Genomic DNA, 15865 nt, shown 5'->3' on the forward strand with positions numbered 1-15865 from the left:
TGCACCGTACCCGGTCGGGGTGGTCAGGACTCGAACTTGTATCCCAGTCCGCGCACCGTCACGAGGTGGCGCGGGGTCGACGGGTCGGGCTCGATCTTCGACCGCAGGCGTTTGACGTGCACGTCCAGGGTTTTCGTGTCGCCCACGTAGTCGGCGCCCCACACCCGGTCGATCAGTTGGCCGCGGGTCAACACCCGTCCCACGTTGCGCAGCAGGTACTCCAGGAGGTCGAACTCCTTGAGCGGCAGGCTCACCTCGCCGCCGTCGACGGTCACCACGTGCCGCTCGACGTCCATCCGCACCGGGCCGGCCTCCAGGACCTGCGGCAGCAGCTCCTCGTTCTCGCCGCCGCGGCGCAGCACCGCGCGGATGCGGGCGATCAGCTCGCGCGCCGAGTACGGCTTGGTGACGTAGTCGTCCGCGCCCAGCTCCAGGCCGACGACCTTGTCGATCTCGCTGTCCCGCGCGGTCACCATGATCACCGGCACGGCGCTGCGGGCGCGCAGCTGCTTGCACACGTCGGTGCCGCTCATGCCGGGCAGCATGAGGTCCAGCAGCACGATGTCGGCCCCGTTGCGGTCGAACTCCTCCAGCGCCTCCGGCCCGGTGGCCGCGAGGGCCGCGGTGAAGCCCTCCTTGCGCAGCAGGAAGGCGAGCGGATCGGCGAAGGACTCCTCGTCCTCCACGATGAGCACCCTGGTCACAGCTCTCCTCCGTCGTTGCCGGCCGCGCCGCTGGGGACGCGGGTGGCCAGCGCCTGCCCGTCGAGTCCCCCCGCGGTCAGGTCCTTGGTGGGCTCGTCCTGGTCCGGGTGGGCCGGGACGCGCAGGGTGAACGTGGAGCCGGTGCCGGGCAGGCTCCACAGCTTCACCTCGCCGCCGTGGTTGTTGGCGACGTGCTTGACGATCGCGAGACCGAGGCCGGTGCCGCCGGTGGCGCGCGACCGGGCCTTGTCGACGCGGTAGAAGCGCTCGAACACCCGCGTCTGCTGGTCCTCGGCGATGCCGATGCCGCGGTCGGTCACGGCGATCTCGACGAACCCGTCCACGAGCTTGCGGCTCACCGACACCGGGCTGCCGGGCGGCGAGTACGCCACCGCGTTCTCCAGCAGGTTGCTCAGCGCCGTGACGAGCAGCGTCCGGTCGCCCTCGACCTCCAGGCCGCTGGGCTCGTCCGTGGTGACCTCGATGTTCGCGGACTCGGCGGAGAGCTTCGAGCGGCTCATCGCCTCGCTGATCACGACGTCCACCTCGACCCGGCCGAGCTCCGGCAGCCGCTCCGCGCCCTGGAGGCGGGACAGCGCGATCAGCTCGGTGACCAGGGTGCCCAGCCGGGTGGCCTCCTGCATGATCTTGGCGCTGAACCGGCGGACCTGCTCCCGGTCGTCGGAGGCGTCCAGCACCGCCTCGGCGAGCAGCGCCAGGGCGCCCACCGGCGTCTTCAGCTCGTGGCTGACGTTCGCCACGAAGTCGCGGCGGGTCGCCTCCAGCCGCACGGCCTCCGACTCGTCGGAGGCGTCGACCACGACGAACCCCTCGGTGAGCACCCTGACCTCGGCGTGCACGGCGGTCGGCTGGCGGCCCTTGATGACCTCCAGCGACGACAGGTCGACGCCGACGACCCCGCCGTTCTCGCGGGCGAGCGCGGCGGCCCGCCTGGCCCGGTCGTCCACCCGGTTGTTGCGCACGACGCCCAGCTCCTCGGCGCGGGCGTTGTGCAGCACGACGTCCCCGAAACCGTTGAGGACGGCGATCCCGTCGTGGGAGGAGCGGACGACCATGGCCATGAGGTCGGCGACGGTGAGGCCCTTGGGGCGGCTGTCCCGGGGCCGGGCGGTGGCCCGGCCGGCGAGAAAAGCGGCACCGCCGATCAGCAGGGCGCCGATCGACAGGACGAGGTAACCCGATGCGGTCACAAGCGCATGGTAAGCAGGTCAGGCCCGGTACGGCCTAGTGCGCGCGCGTGGTTCGTGACACCCGCGACACCTGCCGGCAACGATGTTCTCCCGCAGGTCGATCGCAGTTCACCCAATCGTGTCCAATTGAGTCGGGTCCTGTTCGGACAGGCGCACACCGGGCGACGCGGAGTCCTCCTCCGGGTGACGGGTGGGGGACGTGCCGGGGGCCGAACGGACGCGGCGGCGGCACGCGGCCGGGGGGTGTCCCCCGACGCGCGTGCCGCCGCCGCGTGGTCGAACGGGTGCGGGCTACCGGCCCTGGTTGGCCACGGCCTTGATCGCGTCCGCCGCCGCGTCCGGGTCGAGGTAGGTGCCGCCCCGGGTGACCGGCTTCAGGTCCTCGTCGAGGTCGTAGCGCAGCGGGATGCCGGTCGGGATGTTCAGGCCCGCGATGTCCTCGTCCGAGATGCCGTCGAGGTGCTTGACCAGGGCGCGCAGCGAGTTGCCGTGCGCGGCGACCAGGACCGTCCGCCCGGCGCGCAGGTCGGGCACGACGGCCGACTCCCAGTAGGGGATCATCCGCTTCACGACGTCCAGCAGGCACTCGGTGAGCGGCAGGTCGGGGCCGAGGTCCGCGTAGCGCGGGTCGGCGTCCTGGCTGAACTCGGTGCCGGGCTCGATGGGCGGCGGCGGGGTGTCGTAGGAGCGGCGCCAGAGCATGAACTGCTCCTCGCCGAACTCCTCCAGCGTCTGCTTCTTGTTCTTGCCCTGGAGCGCCCCGTAGTGGCGCTCGTTGAGCCGCCAGTCCCGCTTGACCGGGACCCAGTGGCGGTCGGCCGCGTCGAGGGCCAGGTTCGCGGTGCCGATCGCGCGGCGCAGCAGGGACGTGTGCACCACCTCGGGCAGCACACCGGCCTCGCGCAGCAGCACACCGCCGCGCGTCGCCTCCTTCACGCCCTTCTCCGACAGGGGGACGTCCACCCAGCCGGTGAACAGGTTCTCCGCGTTCCACACGCTCTCGCCGTGGCGGAGCAGCACCAGGGTTCCGACAGACATGGCCGTCAGCCTGCCAGATGCGCCGTGCCTGTTCACGACGGCGGTGCGTGTGATCTTGATCGGTGCAGCACCGGCGGTGCGGTGCGGCGGCCCGGCCGCTCCTGCCGCCCCGCCACACCGCTCACGGCGTCAGCCGCCGAGGCCGGTACCACCGAGGCCGGTACCGCCGAGCAGGCCGCCGAGCACACCGCCGGCCACCTCGTTCACGACCGGCACGTTGCCGACGAGGGGCACGCCGAGCTTCGGCTGGGCCTCCTGGGACGACGAGGCGACTTCCTTCACGTCCGCGTCGGCGGCGTGGGCGGCGGGGGCCGCCAGCAGGACGGCCGCCGTGGCGCCGGCCGCGAGGGCCAGCTTCCCGATCATGCGCATGCGTGTGTCTCCAAAGGTGTCGGGCCGAGTTGCACGGACATGTTCGTGGTCGCCCGCCGTCCCGGTGCGGCCCGAATCGCCGGAGCCACACCATCGGATGACAACCACCCCCCGCCGGGGGACACGGCGCTCAGGGGACACGGCGCTCAGGGGACACGGCGCCCGGGGAACACGGCGCCCGGGGAACACGGCGCCGGAACGGAAGAGGCCCCCGGCGCGATCGCACCGGGGGCCCCGACCGGGGGTCCGCCCTACGAGGCGGCTTCCCGCGCCCGCAGGTCCTTGCGCAGGATCTTGCCCGCCGCCGACTTGGGGATCGCCTCGATGAACTCCACCACCCGCACCTTCTTGTGCGGCGCCACGTGGGCGGCCACGAAGGACATCACCCCCGCCGCGTCCAGCGACGCGCCCGGCTGGAGCACGACGAACGCCTTCGGCACCTCCTCGCCCTCCTCGTCGCGCACGCCCACGACGGCCGCGTCCGCGATGGACTCGTGGGTGAGCAGCAGGGCCTCCAGCTCGGCCGGCGGCACCTGGTAGCCCTTGTACTTGATCAGTTCCTTGACCCGGTCGACGATGCTGACCAGGCCGTTCTCGTCGATGACGGCCACGTCGCCGGTGTGCAGCCAGCCGTCGGCGTCGAGGGTGGCGGCGGTGGCGTCCGGGTTGTTCAGGTAGCCCTTCATGACGTTCGGGCCGCGGCACCACAGCTCGCCGCGCTCGCCGACGCCGACGTCCTCGCCGGTGGCCGGGTCGATGAAGCGGCACTCCATGTTCGGGGCGATGACGCCGACCGTGCCGACGGAGATGTCGTCGCGGCCGTCCGGGATGGCGTGGCTGACCGGGCTCATCTCGGTCATGCCGTAGCCCTGCGAGACGCGGCAGCCCAGGCGCTTGGCGACGGCGGCGGCGAGGTCGACGTCCAGCGGCGCGGCGCCGGAGAAGATCGTGCCGACGCCGGACAGGTCGTACTGGTCGACCAGCGGGTGCTTGGCCAGCGCCACGGCGACCGGCGGGGCGATGTAGACGCGGTCGGTGCGGTGGTCCTGGATGACGCGCAGGAACTCCGGCAGGTCGAACCTCGGCATCGTGACGACCGTCGCGCCCACGTGCAGGCCGTTGTTCATCAGCACCTGCATGCCGTAGATGTGGAAGAACGGCAGCACGGCCAGGATCTTCGTGTGCTCGCCGACCTCCAGCAGCGGCCGGCACTGGACGATGTTGGCCACCAGGTTGCGGTGGGTCAGCATGACGCCCTTGGCCCGCCCCGTCGTGCCCGACGAGTACGGCAGCACGGCGACGTCCTCGGCCGGGTCGAGGGCGACGACCGGCGTGGGGGCCGCGGTGCCGAGCAGGGACGCCAGGCTCGGGTAGCCGTCGGCGGCGTCGAGGAGGACCACGTCGGCGACGCCGGCCTTCTCCGCGCCGGGCGCCGCGTTCGGCAGCAGCGCCGAGACGGTGAACAGCATCTTCGCGCCCGCGTCGGACAGCTGGTGGGCCACCTCGTCCGCGGTGTAGAGGGCGTTGATCGTGGTGGCGGTCGCACCGGCCCGCAGCACGCCGTGGAACACGACCGCGTAGTACGGGGTGTTCGGGCTGAGGATGCCGACCACGTCGCCCTTGCCGATGCCGCGCTCGGCGAGGGCCGCCGCGAGGCGGTCGACCGCCCCGGCGAGCTGCGCGTAGGTCAGCGACGCGCCGGACGTGCCGTCGACCAGCGCGACCCGGTCGGCCCGGTCGCCGAGGTCGGCGAACAACAGCTCGTGCAGCGTGACGTCCGGGACCTCGACATCGGGGAACGGACTGCGGAAGACCATGCGGCTGCCTCATTCGTACAGGGGCGATGATCCCGCCATCGTGAGCCAAGCCACACCGGTGGTCAAGACACGGGGCGTACACGAGCCAGCGTTACTTAATTCCGCTAATAACACTCGAACGGAGTAACGCGGGGCCTTGTGGTCATCACCGCGGATCTGCCAAGTTGGCAGGGCTCCACGGGTCGGCTCCCACGCACTCCGACGGCCCGTGCGGCACCACCGCGGTGTCCGATCCCCCCGTCGAACCGCGGCCCGCTTGGAACTTCGGGCTCCCCCCTGCCCGGTTCCACCGCAGCGGGGACTGACGCGGGGCGGCTTGACTCGCGACTCCCCCTCTCTCCCAAGCCGCCCCGCGCTCCCCGCGGGGCAATGCCACTCTCAGTAGAATTTCCGCCAGGGAACGCTCAGCCGGCCGCCCTACGGGGTGACGGCGGCCTTCCGGCGCCGGCGCCACCACAGGTAGCCGAACGCGGGCACGCCCAGCACCACCGCGAACGGCAGCACGGCCCCCAGCACGACGAGCAGCCAGCCGACGGTGGTCACCAGCGCGCCCCAGCCCCCGTCGAGCGCGTCGAGGAACCCGGGGTCCTCCGCCGCGGCGACCGGCGCGTCCCGCGACGTGATCGAGACGGTCAGCGTCGACAGCGCGACCCGGCCCTTCAGCGCGTCGTACCGGCGCTGCAACGACTCCAGCTCGGACTGCCGCTCGGTCAGCTCGGCCTCGATGCCGGTGATCTCCGAGGTGGACCCGGCCCGGTCGAGCAGCGCCCGCACCCGCTCCACGCTCGCCCGCTGGTTGGCCAGCCGCGCCTCGACGTCCACGACCTGCTCGGTGACGTCCTCGGTGCGCACCTCGCGGCGGACCACCTCGACGCCCTCGACCTCGCCGATCCCCCGCAGCACCCGGTCCAGCTCCTCGACGGGCACCTCCAGCGTCACCGAGGCGCGCGTGAGCTGGGCGTTCTCCTGCGACGAGAACCCGCCCGCGCCGAGCGCCACGTCCTTCACGCGGGACAGCGCGCCCTCGACGTCCGCGGCCCGCAGGTCCACGGAGGCGGTGCGCACGAGCTGCCGGCTGTCGACGACCGGCGTACCGCCCGGCTGCGACTGCCCCTGTCCCTGCGGTTGCCCCTGTCCCTGCGGTTGCCCCTGGCCCTGCGGCTGACCCTGGTCAGGACCCGCCTTGCCCTTCAGCGCGCCCTCCTGCGGCGCGCCGGCCACCTGCTCCCGCGCCGGTGTCGACGCCGAGTCCGACGTGTTCGCGGCGCACCCCGCCAGCGCCAGCGCCGCGAACGCGACCGGCACCCACCCCACCCGTCTGCCCATCTACCCCTCCCGGTGTCGAAGCTCACCGGGTGGACGGTGCGCGGGATCAGCCCAGTTGCGCGGGGGCGATCACGATTCGGACACCAGGTGCCGGAACGCCTGGAGGTTGGCCAGCGACTCGCCGCGCGACACCCGCCAGTCCCACTCCCGCTGGATGGCCCCGGCGAACCCGATCTCCAGCAGGGTGTTGAAGTCGCCGTCCGCGGCCTCCACCACCTGCCCGAGCACGCGGTCCAGCTCGTCGGCCGTCACGGCGTGGTGCGCGATCCGGCCCACCAGGTAGATGTCGCCGGTCGTGTCGATCGTGTAGTGCACGCCGTAGAGCTTCGCGTTGCGGCGCAGCAGGAACCGGTACACGTCCTCGTGCGCCTCGTCCGGCTTGCGGCACACGAACGCCTCCACGACGAGCGCGTGCCTGCCCGCCACGAGCCAGCAGTTGGTCTGGAGCTTCTTCGTCCCCGGCAGGGTGACGAAGAACTTCCCGGGCTCCTTGTGCTCGTAGCGCAGCTCGCGGTCGTCCAGCGCGGACGTGATGACCTCGTCCAGGCTCGTCGTCGGGCTCAAGCGAAGACCTCCTCGCGGAACACGTCCCCGGCCTCGGCGTACCCGGCCAGGAGTGATTCAGTCGTCCGGTCCCAGGAGAACCGGCGTGCGTGGCCGACCGCCTGCCCGGCCAGCTCCTCGCGGCGGCCGGGGTGCAGGGCGACGTCGGACAGGGCGCGCGCCCACCGGCCCGGGTCGTGCCCGTCGACCAGGACGCCGGACACGCCGTCGCGCACCGCCACCGGCAGCCCGCCGACGGCCGCCGCCACGACGGGCGTGCCGCACGCCTGCGCCTCCAGGGCGACCAAGCCGAACGACTCGTTGTGGCTGGGCACGGCCACCACGTCCGCCGCCCGGTACACCAGGGCCAGCGACGGCCCGGCCTGCGGCGGCAGGAACCGCACCACGTCGGACACGCCCAGCTCGGCCGCGAGGCGCACCAGCTCGTCGGGCGTCCTCATGCCCGAGCCGGACGGCCCGCCGACCACGAGCACCACCAGCCGCGCCCGCAGCGCCGGGTCCAGCGCCACCATCTCGGCGGCGGCGCGCACCAGCACGTCCGGCGCCTTGAGCGGCTGGATGCGGCCGACGAACGCGAGCACCACGGCGTCCTGCGGCAGGCCGAGCGCGGCGCGGGCGGCGGCGGAGTCCCCCGGCGTGAACCGCTCCAGGTCCACGCCCGGCGGCACGACCAGCACCTTGCCCGGGTCGGCGTCGTAGAGGTCCACCAGCTCGGCGGCCTCCACCTCGGTGTTGGCGACCAGCCGGTCGGCCTCGGCGACGACCTGCTCCTCGCCGATCACGCGCATCCGCGGCTCGGGGGCGTCGTCGTCGGCGAGCGCCAGGTTCTTCACCTTGGCCAGGGTGTGCGCGGTGTGCACCAGCGGCACCGCCCAGCGCTCCCGGGCGAGCCAGCCGACCTGCCCGGACAGCCAGTAGTGCGAGTGCACGACGTCGTAGTAGCCGGGTTCGTGCCGCGCCTCGGCCCGCAGCACGCCCGCGGTGAACGCGCACAGCTGGCCGGGCAGCTCCTCCTTGCCCAGGCCCTCGAACGGGCCGGCGACGACGTGCCGCACCTTCACGCCGGGCGCCAGCTCGGCGACCGGCGGCAGCTCGGACGACGTGGCGCGGGTGAAGATCTCGACCTCGATGCCGCGCCGGGCCATGCGCGTGGCGGTCTGCACGATGTAGACGTTCATGCCGCCCGCGTCGCCCGTGCCGGGCTGCTCCAGCGGCGAGGTGTGCACGGAGAGCACGGCCACCCGCCTCACCGGGCCACCCCCGCGACGGGGCCCGCCGGGTCGTCGGCGAGGCGCTCGGGGCGGTGCGGGGACGGCGCGTGGCCGGTGCGGTCGTAGCGGCGCAAGTCGGCTCCGGGGATCAGGGCCGCCGCGTGCTCCCCGGCGGCCGGGTCGACCACCTCGTCGGCGGTGCCGTGCACCACCAGTGTCGGCTCGTCGGGGCCCTTCCACACGGCGGTGCCGCCCACGTCACGCCGGAACGGCCCGCGGCGCACCCGCGGCGGGACGCGCGGCACCGCGCCGATCGGGCGTCGCGCCGGCTCGCCGGGCAGGTCGGGGGCCTGGTCCCGGCAGGACCGCGCCGGCGCGGGCACGGCCGGCGCCGGGGCGGTCCCCGGTCCGGGTTCGCGGACCGGGGGTCGCACGCCTTCGGCGCCGAGGAGAGTTGTCACCACGACCTGTGCCAACAACCCCGTCGTCCGGGAGCTTCCCGGGGGAGGCGAGCCCGCACGGTGGAGGGCCCCGCCGGGGCGGGGCCCTCCACCCGCGTCACGGCGTTGCGGCGCGGACGCGGGTCACAGCGCGGACATGGTCTGCCACTGCGCCCACGGGACCTGCCAGTCGTACCAGTCGTACTGCGCGGGCAGCGTGGTGATCGAGCCGGTCACCTCGACCGGGTCGCCGACCAGCGCGCTGTCGTAGTACGCCTTGGCGTCGGCCTCCAGCAGGTTCGCGCACCCGTGCGAGGTGTTGTTCGAGCCGATGTTGGCCGCGTTGTCGTTGTTCTCGTGGATGAACTCGCCGTGGTTGGAGAACCGGACGGCCCACTTCTTCAGCACGTTGGTGTAGCCGTAGCGCGGGTTGTCGAAGCTGAACTGCTCGAACTTCTGCATCACCACGAACGTGCCGTTCGGCGTGGTCAGCTCGGCGTCGTCGGGCTTGCCGAACGACGCCGGGTAGCTCGCCACGGTCTGCCCGTCCCGCTGCACGACGAGCTGGTGCGTCGGGTTGTCGATCTTCACGACCTGGTTGCGGCCGATGGTGAAGTCGCTGGTCACGTCCGCGCGGCCGTACGCGCCGCCGCCGTAGGGGACGCCGTAGAGCTTCGCCTCGACCTTGATCTTCGTGTTCGCGGGCCAGTAGTTCTCCGGCCGGTAGTGCACCTCGCGGGGGTTGAGCCACGCCCAGCTGCCCTGCACGCCCGCCGAGTTGGTCACGGTGAGCGCCTTCTCGACGGTGGCCCGGTCGGCGACGTCCACGTCGAACTCGACCTTGATCGGCACGGCGACGCCCATCACGTCGTTGTCGCCGGGGAACAGCGTGGCGCGCACCTCGCTGGTCGGCGTGACCGTGGTGAACGCGCCCTTCAGCTCGACCGGCTTGCCGTCGGTGCCGGTGGCCCGGCCGGCGTAGGTGTAGCTCTTGCCGTACCCGAGCACCTCGGTGGTCGTCCACGACTTCCTGTCGTCCGCGACCTCGCCCGCGACGGCCTTGCCCTCGGGGTTGGTCAGCGTGACCTCGTCGATGGTGCCCTCGGCCACGGTGACCCGCACCGGCGCGTTCACCGGCGCGTCGGCGGCGCCGTCCGCGGGCGCGGTGGTGAACTTCGCGACGGGCGGGTTGTCGCCGCCCGCCGGTTTCGCGGTGCCCTGCTGCACGTCCGCCGAGCAGCCGGCGAGCAGCGCCACGCCGGCCAGCAGTGCGGCCAATCTCCTACGCACGTTGCGACCTCCTGGTGGAAGGACGTCCGGCACGGCCTTTCGGTGCAAGTGACCTGTGTCACACACCTAGGATCGGTGTCGTGAACCGTCCTATCGCAGTCGTGACCGGAGCCAGCGCGGGAATCGGTGAGGCCACCGCCCGCAGGCTCGCCACCGAGGGCTTCCACGTGGTGCTGGGCGCCCGGCGGTTGGACCTCCTCAAGACTATCGCGGCCGAGGTGGACGGGACCGCGATTGAACTGGACGTCACGTCCGCTTCTTCCGTCGCGGCGTTCCTCGACGCCGTCCCGTCGGCGAAGGTGCTGGTCAACAACGCGGGCGGGGCGCGCGGCCTGGCGAGCGTCGCCGAGGCCGACGAGGACCACTGGCGCTGGATGTGGGAGACGAACGTCCTCGGCACGCTCCGCCTGACCAAGGGCCTGCTGCCGAAGCTCGTCGACTCCGGCGACGGCCACATCGTCACCGTGACCTCGGTCGCCGCGTTCGAGGCGTACGACAACGGCTCCGGCTACACCTCGGCCAAGCACGCCCAGTCGGCGCTGCACCGCACCCTGCGCGGCGAGCTGCTCGGGCAGCCCGTGCGGGTCACCGAAATCCTGCCGGGCATGGTCGAGACGGACTTCTCGGTCAACCGCTTCGACGGCGACACCACCCGCGCCGCCGCCGTCTACCAGGGCGTGGTCCCGCTGACCGCGGACGACGTGGCCGACGTCATCGCGTTCGCGGTCACCCGGCCGTCGCACGTCAACCTGGACCGGATCGAGCTCAAGCCCCGCGCCCAGGCGTCGGCGTCCCGCGTGCACCGGGGGTGAGCAGGTCCACGTCGAGCTGGTCGAGCACCGGGCCGACGGGGTTCGCGAACCCCCGGTCCGGGCTCCCGCCGCAGTAGAGGCCCACGACCAGGTTGGCGTCGTCGAGCAGCACCGCCCCGGAGTCGCCGTGGTCGGCGAACCGGGGCGTCTCGATCCGGATCTGGTCGCGCAGGGTCCGCACGCCGAGCCCGACGCCGAAGTCCAGCGTGATCGCCGCGTCCGTGGACGCGACCACGCCCACCGTGGCGGCCGTCGTGCGACCGCGCTTGCGCACCCGCTGCCCGACCACCGCCGCGCCCGCGCCCAGCACCGGCCCCAGCCCCAGGACCTCCGGCCGCGCCCGCGCCCGGGTCAGCATGATCGCGGCGGCGTCCACCCGGCCGGACAGCGCGGCCCGCGCCAACGCGCCCACCCGGTCGCGCACGGGGTGCCCGCCGTCCACCCGGGACGGGTGCACCATCGGGTCGCCGACCGCCCACGCGTCGTCCACGCAGGCCACGTGGAACGAGGTCAGCGCCATCACCATCCGCCGGCGGCGCGGCGTGACCAGCGCGCCCAGCGTGCCCGCGACGACGTAGTCGTCCACCACGGCCACGTCCGGCGGCACGAACCGGATCGCCCGGCTGGGCCCGATCCCGATGCCGCCGACCAGCTCCTCGTGCCGCTCCGCGCCGTTCACGCCCTCCGACGAGGCGATGGTGTGGTGCGGCGAGAACGCGTCCTGCACCACGTCCGTGGGCACGCCCAGCACGTCCGGCGGGATCGTGAACTGCGCGGCCGGGCCCTTGCGCCGCACGTACACGACGATCGCCAGCTCACCCGTCACCCGGCCGCGGACGACCTTCTCGCCGAGGTCCACGCCCACCACGCCCGGCCGGCCCAGGAAGTCGTCCTCGACCAGCCTCTTGATCGGTCTGACGGCCGCGCGCTCGTCGTCCGGGTAGGCCATGACGACCTCCAACAGGTGCCTCTACCACCATGAAACGCGCGGAGTGAGCTTTCGTCACACGGAGTCACCCGTTCGGCCGTTGAGCCTGTCCGGTGGCGGCGCGTCACCCCAGTTCGCAGCCCACCATCACCGGCTCCGGGTGCAGCTCCACGCCGAACGCCGAACGCACCCCGTCGCGCACCTCGCGGGCCAGGTCGAGCAGGTCCTCGGTGGACGCCCCGCCCCGGTTGGTCAGCGCCAGCGTGTGCTTCGACGACAGCGCCACGCGGTGCCCGGCGTGACCGCGCGCGAACCCGGCCCGCTCGATCAGCCACGCGGCCGACAGCTTGGCGAACCCGGCGCCCGCCGGGTAGGTCGGCACGTCGACGTGCGGCCCGAGGCGCTCGGCGACCCGGATCAGCACACCGGCCAGCGTCGAGTCGTCCAGCAGCGGGTTGGTGAAGAACGAGCCCGCGCTCCACGTGTCGTGGTCGGCCGGGTCGAGCACCATGCCCTTGCCGCGCCGCAGGTCGAGGACGGCCGCGCGGGCCGCGTCCACGGGCACCCGGTCGCCCTGCGCGACGCCCAGGACGCGGGCCAGCTCGGCGTAGCGGATCGGGGCGGACTGGCCGCCCGCGGTGAGGGCGAAGCGGGCGCGCAGCACGACCGCGCGGTCCGTTCCCTTCAGGACGGACGTGCGGTAGGCGAGGCCGAGGCCGTCGGCGGACATCTGCTGCACGCGACCCGTGCGGCGGTCGAGCAGGTCGATGGAGGTCAGCACCTGGGAGATCTCGACGCCGTACGCGCCGACGTTCTGCACGGGCGTCGCGCCGACCAGGCCGGGGATGCCGGACAGGCACTCCAGCCCGCCCAGGCCCTGCCCGACGGCCTCGGCGACGACCGAGTCCCAGTCCTCGCCCGCCTCGACGGTGAGCTGCACGAGGCCGTCGCCGAGCGGGTCGAGGCGGCGGCCGGACGTGCCGACCTGCACGACGGTGCCCGCGAACCCGGCGTCGGCGACCACCAGGTTCGACCCGCCCCCGAGGAGCAGCACGGGGTCACCGGCGGCGTCCAGGGCGCGGACGGTCTCGACGAGCTCGGCGGCTGTGGTGGCGCGCGTGAACCGCGCGGCCGGGCCACCGAGCCGTAGCGTGGTGCACTCGGCGAGCGGCACCCTGGCGCGCACCTGAGCACTGGACAGCGGGGTGGTCACGGGCGTCAACGGTAGCCTCCGCGCCATGGCACGCCGCATCGAGCACCGAACGACGTCACCACGACCTGCGGCGGAGGTGTACGCCGCCCTCGTCGACGAGGGGTACCTGCGGGACCGCCTGGCCGTCCTGGGCGGCCGGGACGCCGAGCTGGTCGCGTTCGCGAAGACGGACCGGAGCACGACGTACCAGCTCAAGCAGGGCGTGGCGGCGGAGCACCTGCCGTCGTTCGCCCGCGGCGTGCTCGGCGGCGACCTGGTGATCACGCGCACCGAGACGTGGACCGAGGCGGGCCTCACCGGCACCATCGAGGGCCTCCTCAACGGCGTGCCGGGCCGCCTGGAGGGCACCATCACGCTCGCCGACACCGGCTCCGGGAGTGAGATGACCCTCGTCGGCCAGGCCAAGGTCGGCATCCCGTTCGTGGGCGGCAAGGTCGAGGCGCTGATCGCCGAACAGGTCGCCGTGCTGCTCGACAAGGAGAGCGGGTTCACCGCCGAATGGCTCGCACGCCGCGCCTAGCCGCGGGCCGGGCCCGCGCGCTCGGCCTGCCCACCAGGGGCACGACCAACCCGAACCGCCTGCGCCGGGTCGACCGGTGGGTGGCGCACGCCCACCGCGACCTGCTCCTCGACGGGGACCCGCTGGTGGTGGACCTCGGCTACGGCTCGTCCCCGGTCACCACCGTCGAGCTGGCCGCGCGGCTGCGCGCGGTGAACCCGGGCGTGCGCGTGCTCGGGCTGGAACTGGACGCCGAACGGGTCGCCGCGGGCAAGGAGGTCGCCGACCCGCCCCGGCTGGACTTCCGGCGCGGCGGGTTCGAGCTGGCGGGCGCCCGGCCGGTGCTGCTGCGCGCGTTCAACGTGCTGCGGCAGTACACCGAGGAGCAGGCCGCCGAGGCGTGGGCGACGATGCTGGGCCGGCTCGCACCGGGCGGGGTGCTGGTCGAGGGCACGTGCGACGAGATCGGCCGCCGCTGCTGCTGGGTGGCGCTGGACGCGGGCGGTCCGCGCACGTTCACGCTGTCCTGCCTGCCCGCCGACCTGGAGGCGCCGTCCGACCTGGCCGAACGGCTGCCGAAGGCGTTGATCCACCACAACGTGCCCGGTGAGCGGGTGCACGCCCTGTTGGGCGAGCTGGACGCGTGCTGGGCCACCGCCGCGCCGTTCGCGCCGTACGGGCCGCGCGCCCGCTGGGTGGAGGCGGTGCGGCTGTTCGCGGGCCGCGGCTGGCCCGTGCTGGACGACCGGCGGCGGTGGCGGCTCGGCGAGGTCACGGTGCGCTGGGACGCGGTGAGTCCCTAGGGTGTGCGGTGTGGATCACGCGGACTTCGTGGAGCACCTCAGGACCGAGTACACCGCGCTGCGCGCCGCGGCCGAGGCCGCCGGGCCGGACGCGCCGGTGCCGACCTGCCCGGGGTGGACGGTCAAGGACCTGGTCGACCACCTGGGTCGCACGCACTCGTGGACCCTGAAGGCCCTGGCCACGCCGCCGGACGGTGAGCGGCCGCAGTTCGACGAGCGCCCCGCCGGCTGGTCGGAGCTGCTGGACTGGTGGACCGCGCGGGTCACCGAGCTGGCCGACACCCTGGCGGGCACCACGTCCAACACGCCGGCCTGGACGATGACCGGGCCGGGGACGTTCGCGTTCTGGTCCCGCCGGCAGGCGCACGAGACCGCGATCCACCGCCTGGACGCCGAGCACGCGCTGCACGGCGGCGAGGTGCCGTCGCTGCTGTTCGACGTGGAGTTCGCCGCCGACGGCGTGGACGAGCTGCTGGGCGTGCTCTCGCCGTACATGGCCGGGCGCAAGCCGGTCGACCGGGCCGGGCGGCTGCTGTTCCACGCCGCCGACGCGGGCCGCACGTGGGAGGTGCGGCTCACCCCCGGCGAGCCGCCGGCCGTCGGGCCGGTCACCGACTCGGGCACCGACGAGGACTTCGTGCTGGCCGGCACGGCCGACGCGCTGTACCGGGCGGTGTGGGGCCGGCCGAGCGGGGCCATCGCATCGGGTGACAGGTCGCTGCTGGATTCGCTGCCCCGACCGTAGATACTTCCGGGCGTGCCTCTCCCCGAACGACGCTTCGTGATCACCTTCGGCTGCCCCGACCGCACCGGCATCGTGGCGGGGATCTCCTCGTTCCTGGCGGAGCACGGCGGGTGGATCGTCGAGGCGGCGTACCACACCGACCCCGCCACGAACTGGTTCTTCACCCGCCAGGAGGTGCGCGCGGACTCGCTGCCGTTCGACGTGGACGAGCTGCGGTCCCGGTTCGCGGTGGTGGCGCGGGACCTGGGCGCGACGCCCGGGTCGTGGCGGGTGGGCGACACCGGCGAGAAGCGGCGCGTGGTGATCCTCGTGTCCAAGGAGGGGCACTGCCTGTACGACCTGCTCGGCCGGGTCGCCTCGCACGAGCTGGACGTCGAGGTCGCCGCGGTCATCGGCAACCACGCCGACCTGGCCGGCATCACCCGCGCGCACGGCATCCCGTTCCACCACGTGCCGTTCCCGGCCAACGACCCGGAGGGCAAGCGGGCGTCGTTCGCGCAGCTGCGGCAGCTCGTGGACGCGCACGACCCGCACGCCGTGGTACTGGCGCGGTTCATGCAGGTCCTGCCGACCGAGCTGTGCGCGGACTGGGCCGGGCGGGCGCTGAACATCCACCACAGCTTCCTGCCGTCGTTCATCGGCGCGCGGCCGTACCACCAGGCGCACCTGCGCGGGGTGAAGCTCGTCGGCGCGACGTGCCACTACGTGACGGCCGAGCTCGACCAGGGGCCGATCATCGAGCAGGACGTGATCCGGGTGGACCACGACGACTCGGTGCCGGACATGGTCCGCAAGGGCCGGGACATCGAGAAGGTCGTCCTGGCGCGCGGCCTGCGGTGGCACCTGGAGGACCGGGTGCTGGTGCACGGCACCCGCACGGTCATCTTCTGAG

17 protein-coding genes are annotated in these 15865 nt (G+C 73.4%); 5 read left to right on the forward strand and 12 right to left on the reverse strand.

Features of this window, described 5'->3' with window-relative positions; genetic code table 11:
- Window positions 1-23 precede the first annotated feature (23 nt).
- The 10 genes from ACRAKJ_RS40050 to ACRAKJ_RS40095 form a co-directional block, all read right to left on the reverse strand.
- Window positions 24-704 (reverse strand): response regulator, encoded by a 681-nt coding sequence (locus ACRAKJ_RS40050; protein ID WP_438923864.1) that lies wholly within the window; start codon window positions 702-704, stop codon window positions 24-26.
- On the reverse strand, window positions 701-1915 hold the full coding sequence (locus ACRAKJ_RS40055; protein ID WP_438923863.1) for an ATP-binding protein: 1215 nt from the start codon (window positions 1913-1915) through the stop codon (window positions 701-703). The genes ACRAKJ_RS40050 and ACRAKJ_RS40055 overlap by 4 nt, the downstream gene beginning before the upstream one ends.
- 291 nt (window positions 1916-2206) lie before the next feature.
- Window positions 2207-2953: a phosphoglyceromutase gene (locus tag ACRAKJ_RS40060; protein ID WP_438923862.1), complete on the reverse strand. Its 747-nt coding sequence runs from the start codon at window positions 2951-2953 to the stop codon at window positions 2207-2209.
- A 129-nt stretch (window positions 2954-3082) separates the two neighbouring features.
- Window positions 3083-3325, reverse strand: coding sequence for a hypothetical protein (locus ACRAKJ_RS40065; protein WP_438923861.1), 243 nt, complete (start codon window positions 3323-3325; stop codon window positions 3083-3085).
- Between the two features lie 251 nt (window positions 3326-3576).
- On the reverse strand, window positions 3577-5142 hold the full coding sequence (locus ACRAKJ_RS40070) for a 4-coumarate--CoA ligase family protein (RefSeq protein WP_438923860.1): 1566 nt from the start codon (window positions 5140-5142) through the stop codon (window positions 3577-3579).
- A gap of 417 nt (window positions 5143-5559) precedes the next feature.
- Entirely contained in the window at window positions 5560-6468 is a 909-nt protein-coding gene (locus ACRAKJ_RS40075; protein WP_438923859.1) for a DUF4349 domain-containing protein, read from the reverse strand.
- 69 nt (window positions 6469-6537) lie between these two features.
- Complete coding sequence (locus ACRAKJ_RS40080; protein ID WP_438923858.1) at window positions 6538-7032, reverse strand: YbjN domain-containing protein; 495 nt, start codon at window positions 7030-7032, stop codon at window positions 6538-6540.
- Window positions 7029-8282, reverse strand: a complete 1254-nt coding sequence (mshA, locus tag ACRAKJ_RS40085; RefSeq protein WP_438923857.1) for a D-inositol-3-phosphate glycosyltransferase — start codon at window positions 8280-8282, stop codon at window positions 7029-7031. The genes ACRAKJ_RS40080 and mshA overlap by 4 nt, the downstream gene beginning before the upstream one ends.
- Entirely contained in the window at window positions 8279-8719 is a 441-nt protein-coding gene (locus ACRAKJ_RS40090) for an alpha/beta fold hydrolase (protein WP_447008828.1), read from the reverse strand. Before ACRAKJ_RS40090 ends, mshA begins: the two co-directional genes overlap by 4 nt.
- A 108-nt stretch (window positions 8720-8827) precedes the next feature.
- Complete coding sequence (locus ACRAKJ_RS40095) at window positions 8828-9973, reverse strand: Ig-like domain-containing protein (protein WP_438922361.1); 1146 nt, start codon at window positions 9971-9973, stop codon at window positions 8828-8830.
- 80 nt (window positions 9974-10053) lie between these two features.
- Between ACRAKJ_RS40095 and ACRAKJ_RS40100 the strand changes: the two genes are divergently transcribed.
- A complete protein-coding gene (locus ACRAKJ_RS40100) occupies window positions 10054-10785 on the forward strand; it encodes an SDR family NAD(P)-dependent oxidoreductase (protein ID WP_438922362.1) in 732 nt (243 codons plus the stop codon).
- Here the strand turns inward: ACRAKJ_RS40100 and ACRAKJ_RS40105 are convergent.
- A complete protein-coding gene (locus ACRAKJ_RS40105) occupies window positions 10739-11734 on the reverse strand; it encodes a hypothetical protein (RefSeq protein WP_438922363.1) in 996 nt (331 codons plus the stop codon). The two genes, ACRAKJ_RS40100 and ACRAKJ_RS40105, sit on opposite strands and share 47 nt — an antisense overlap.
- 103 nt (window positions 11735-11837) lie before the next feature.
- On the reverse strand, window positions 11838-12965 hold the full coding sequence (locus ACRAKJ_RS40110) for a UDP-N-acetylmuramate dehydrogenase (protein ID WP_438922364.1): 1128 nt from the start codon (window positions 12963-12965) through the stop codon (window positions 11838-11840).
- Between ACRAKJ_RS40110 and ACRAKJ_RS40115 the strand changes: the two genes are divergently transcribed.
- Genes ACRAKJ_RS40115 through purU form a run of 4 tightly spaced genes read left to right on the forward strand, consistent with a single transcriptional unit; the run spans window position 12952 to window position 15864 of the window.
- Window positions 12952-13446 (forward strand): DUF2505 domain-containing protein, encoded by a 495-nt coding sequence (locus ACRAKJ_RS40115; protein WP_438922365.1) that lies wholly within the window; start codon window positions 12952-12954, stop codon window positions 13444-13446. The two genes, ACRAKJ_RS40110 and ACRAKJ_RS40115, sit on opposite strands and share 14 nt — an antisense overlap.
- Window positions 13425-14228 carry a class I SAM-dependent methyltransferase gene (locus ACRAKJ_RS40120; protein WP_438922366.1) on the forward strand — a complete coding sequence of 268 codons (804 nt, stop codon included), beginning with the start codon at window positions 13425-13427 and terminating at the stop codon, window positions 14226-14228. Before ACRAKJ_RS40115 ends, ACRAKJ_RS40120 begins: the two co-directional genes overlap by 22 nt.
- A gap of 10 nt (window positions 14229-14238) precedes the next feature.
- Window positions 14239-14973 carry a maleylpyruvate isomerase N-terminal domain-containing protein gene (locus ACRAKJ_RS40125; protein ID WP_438922367.1) on the forward strand — a complete coding sequence of 245 codons (735 nt, stop codon included), beginning with the start codon at window positions 14239-14241 and terminating at the stop codon, window positions 14971-14973.
- 12 nt (window positions 14974-14985) lie between these two features.
- Window positions 14986-15864, forward strand: coding sequence for a formyltetrahydrofolate deformylase (purU, locus tag ACRAKJ_RS40130; RefSeq protein ID WP_438922368.1), 879 nt, complete (start codon window positions 14986-14988; stop codon window positions 15862-15864).
- Window position 15865 lies beyond the last annotated feature (1 nt).

It is taken from the genome of Saccharothrix sp. DSM 118769, from assembly GCF_052936295.1.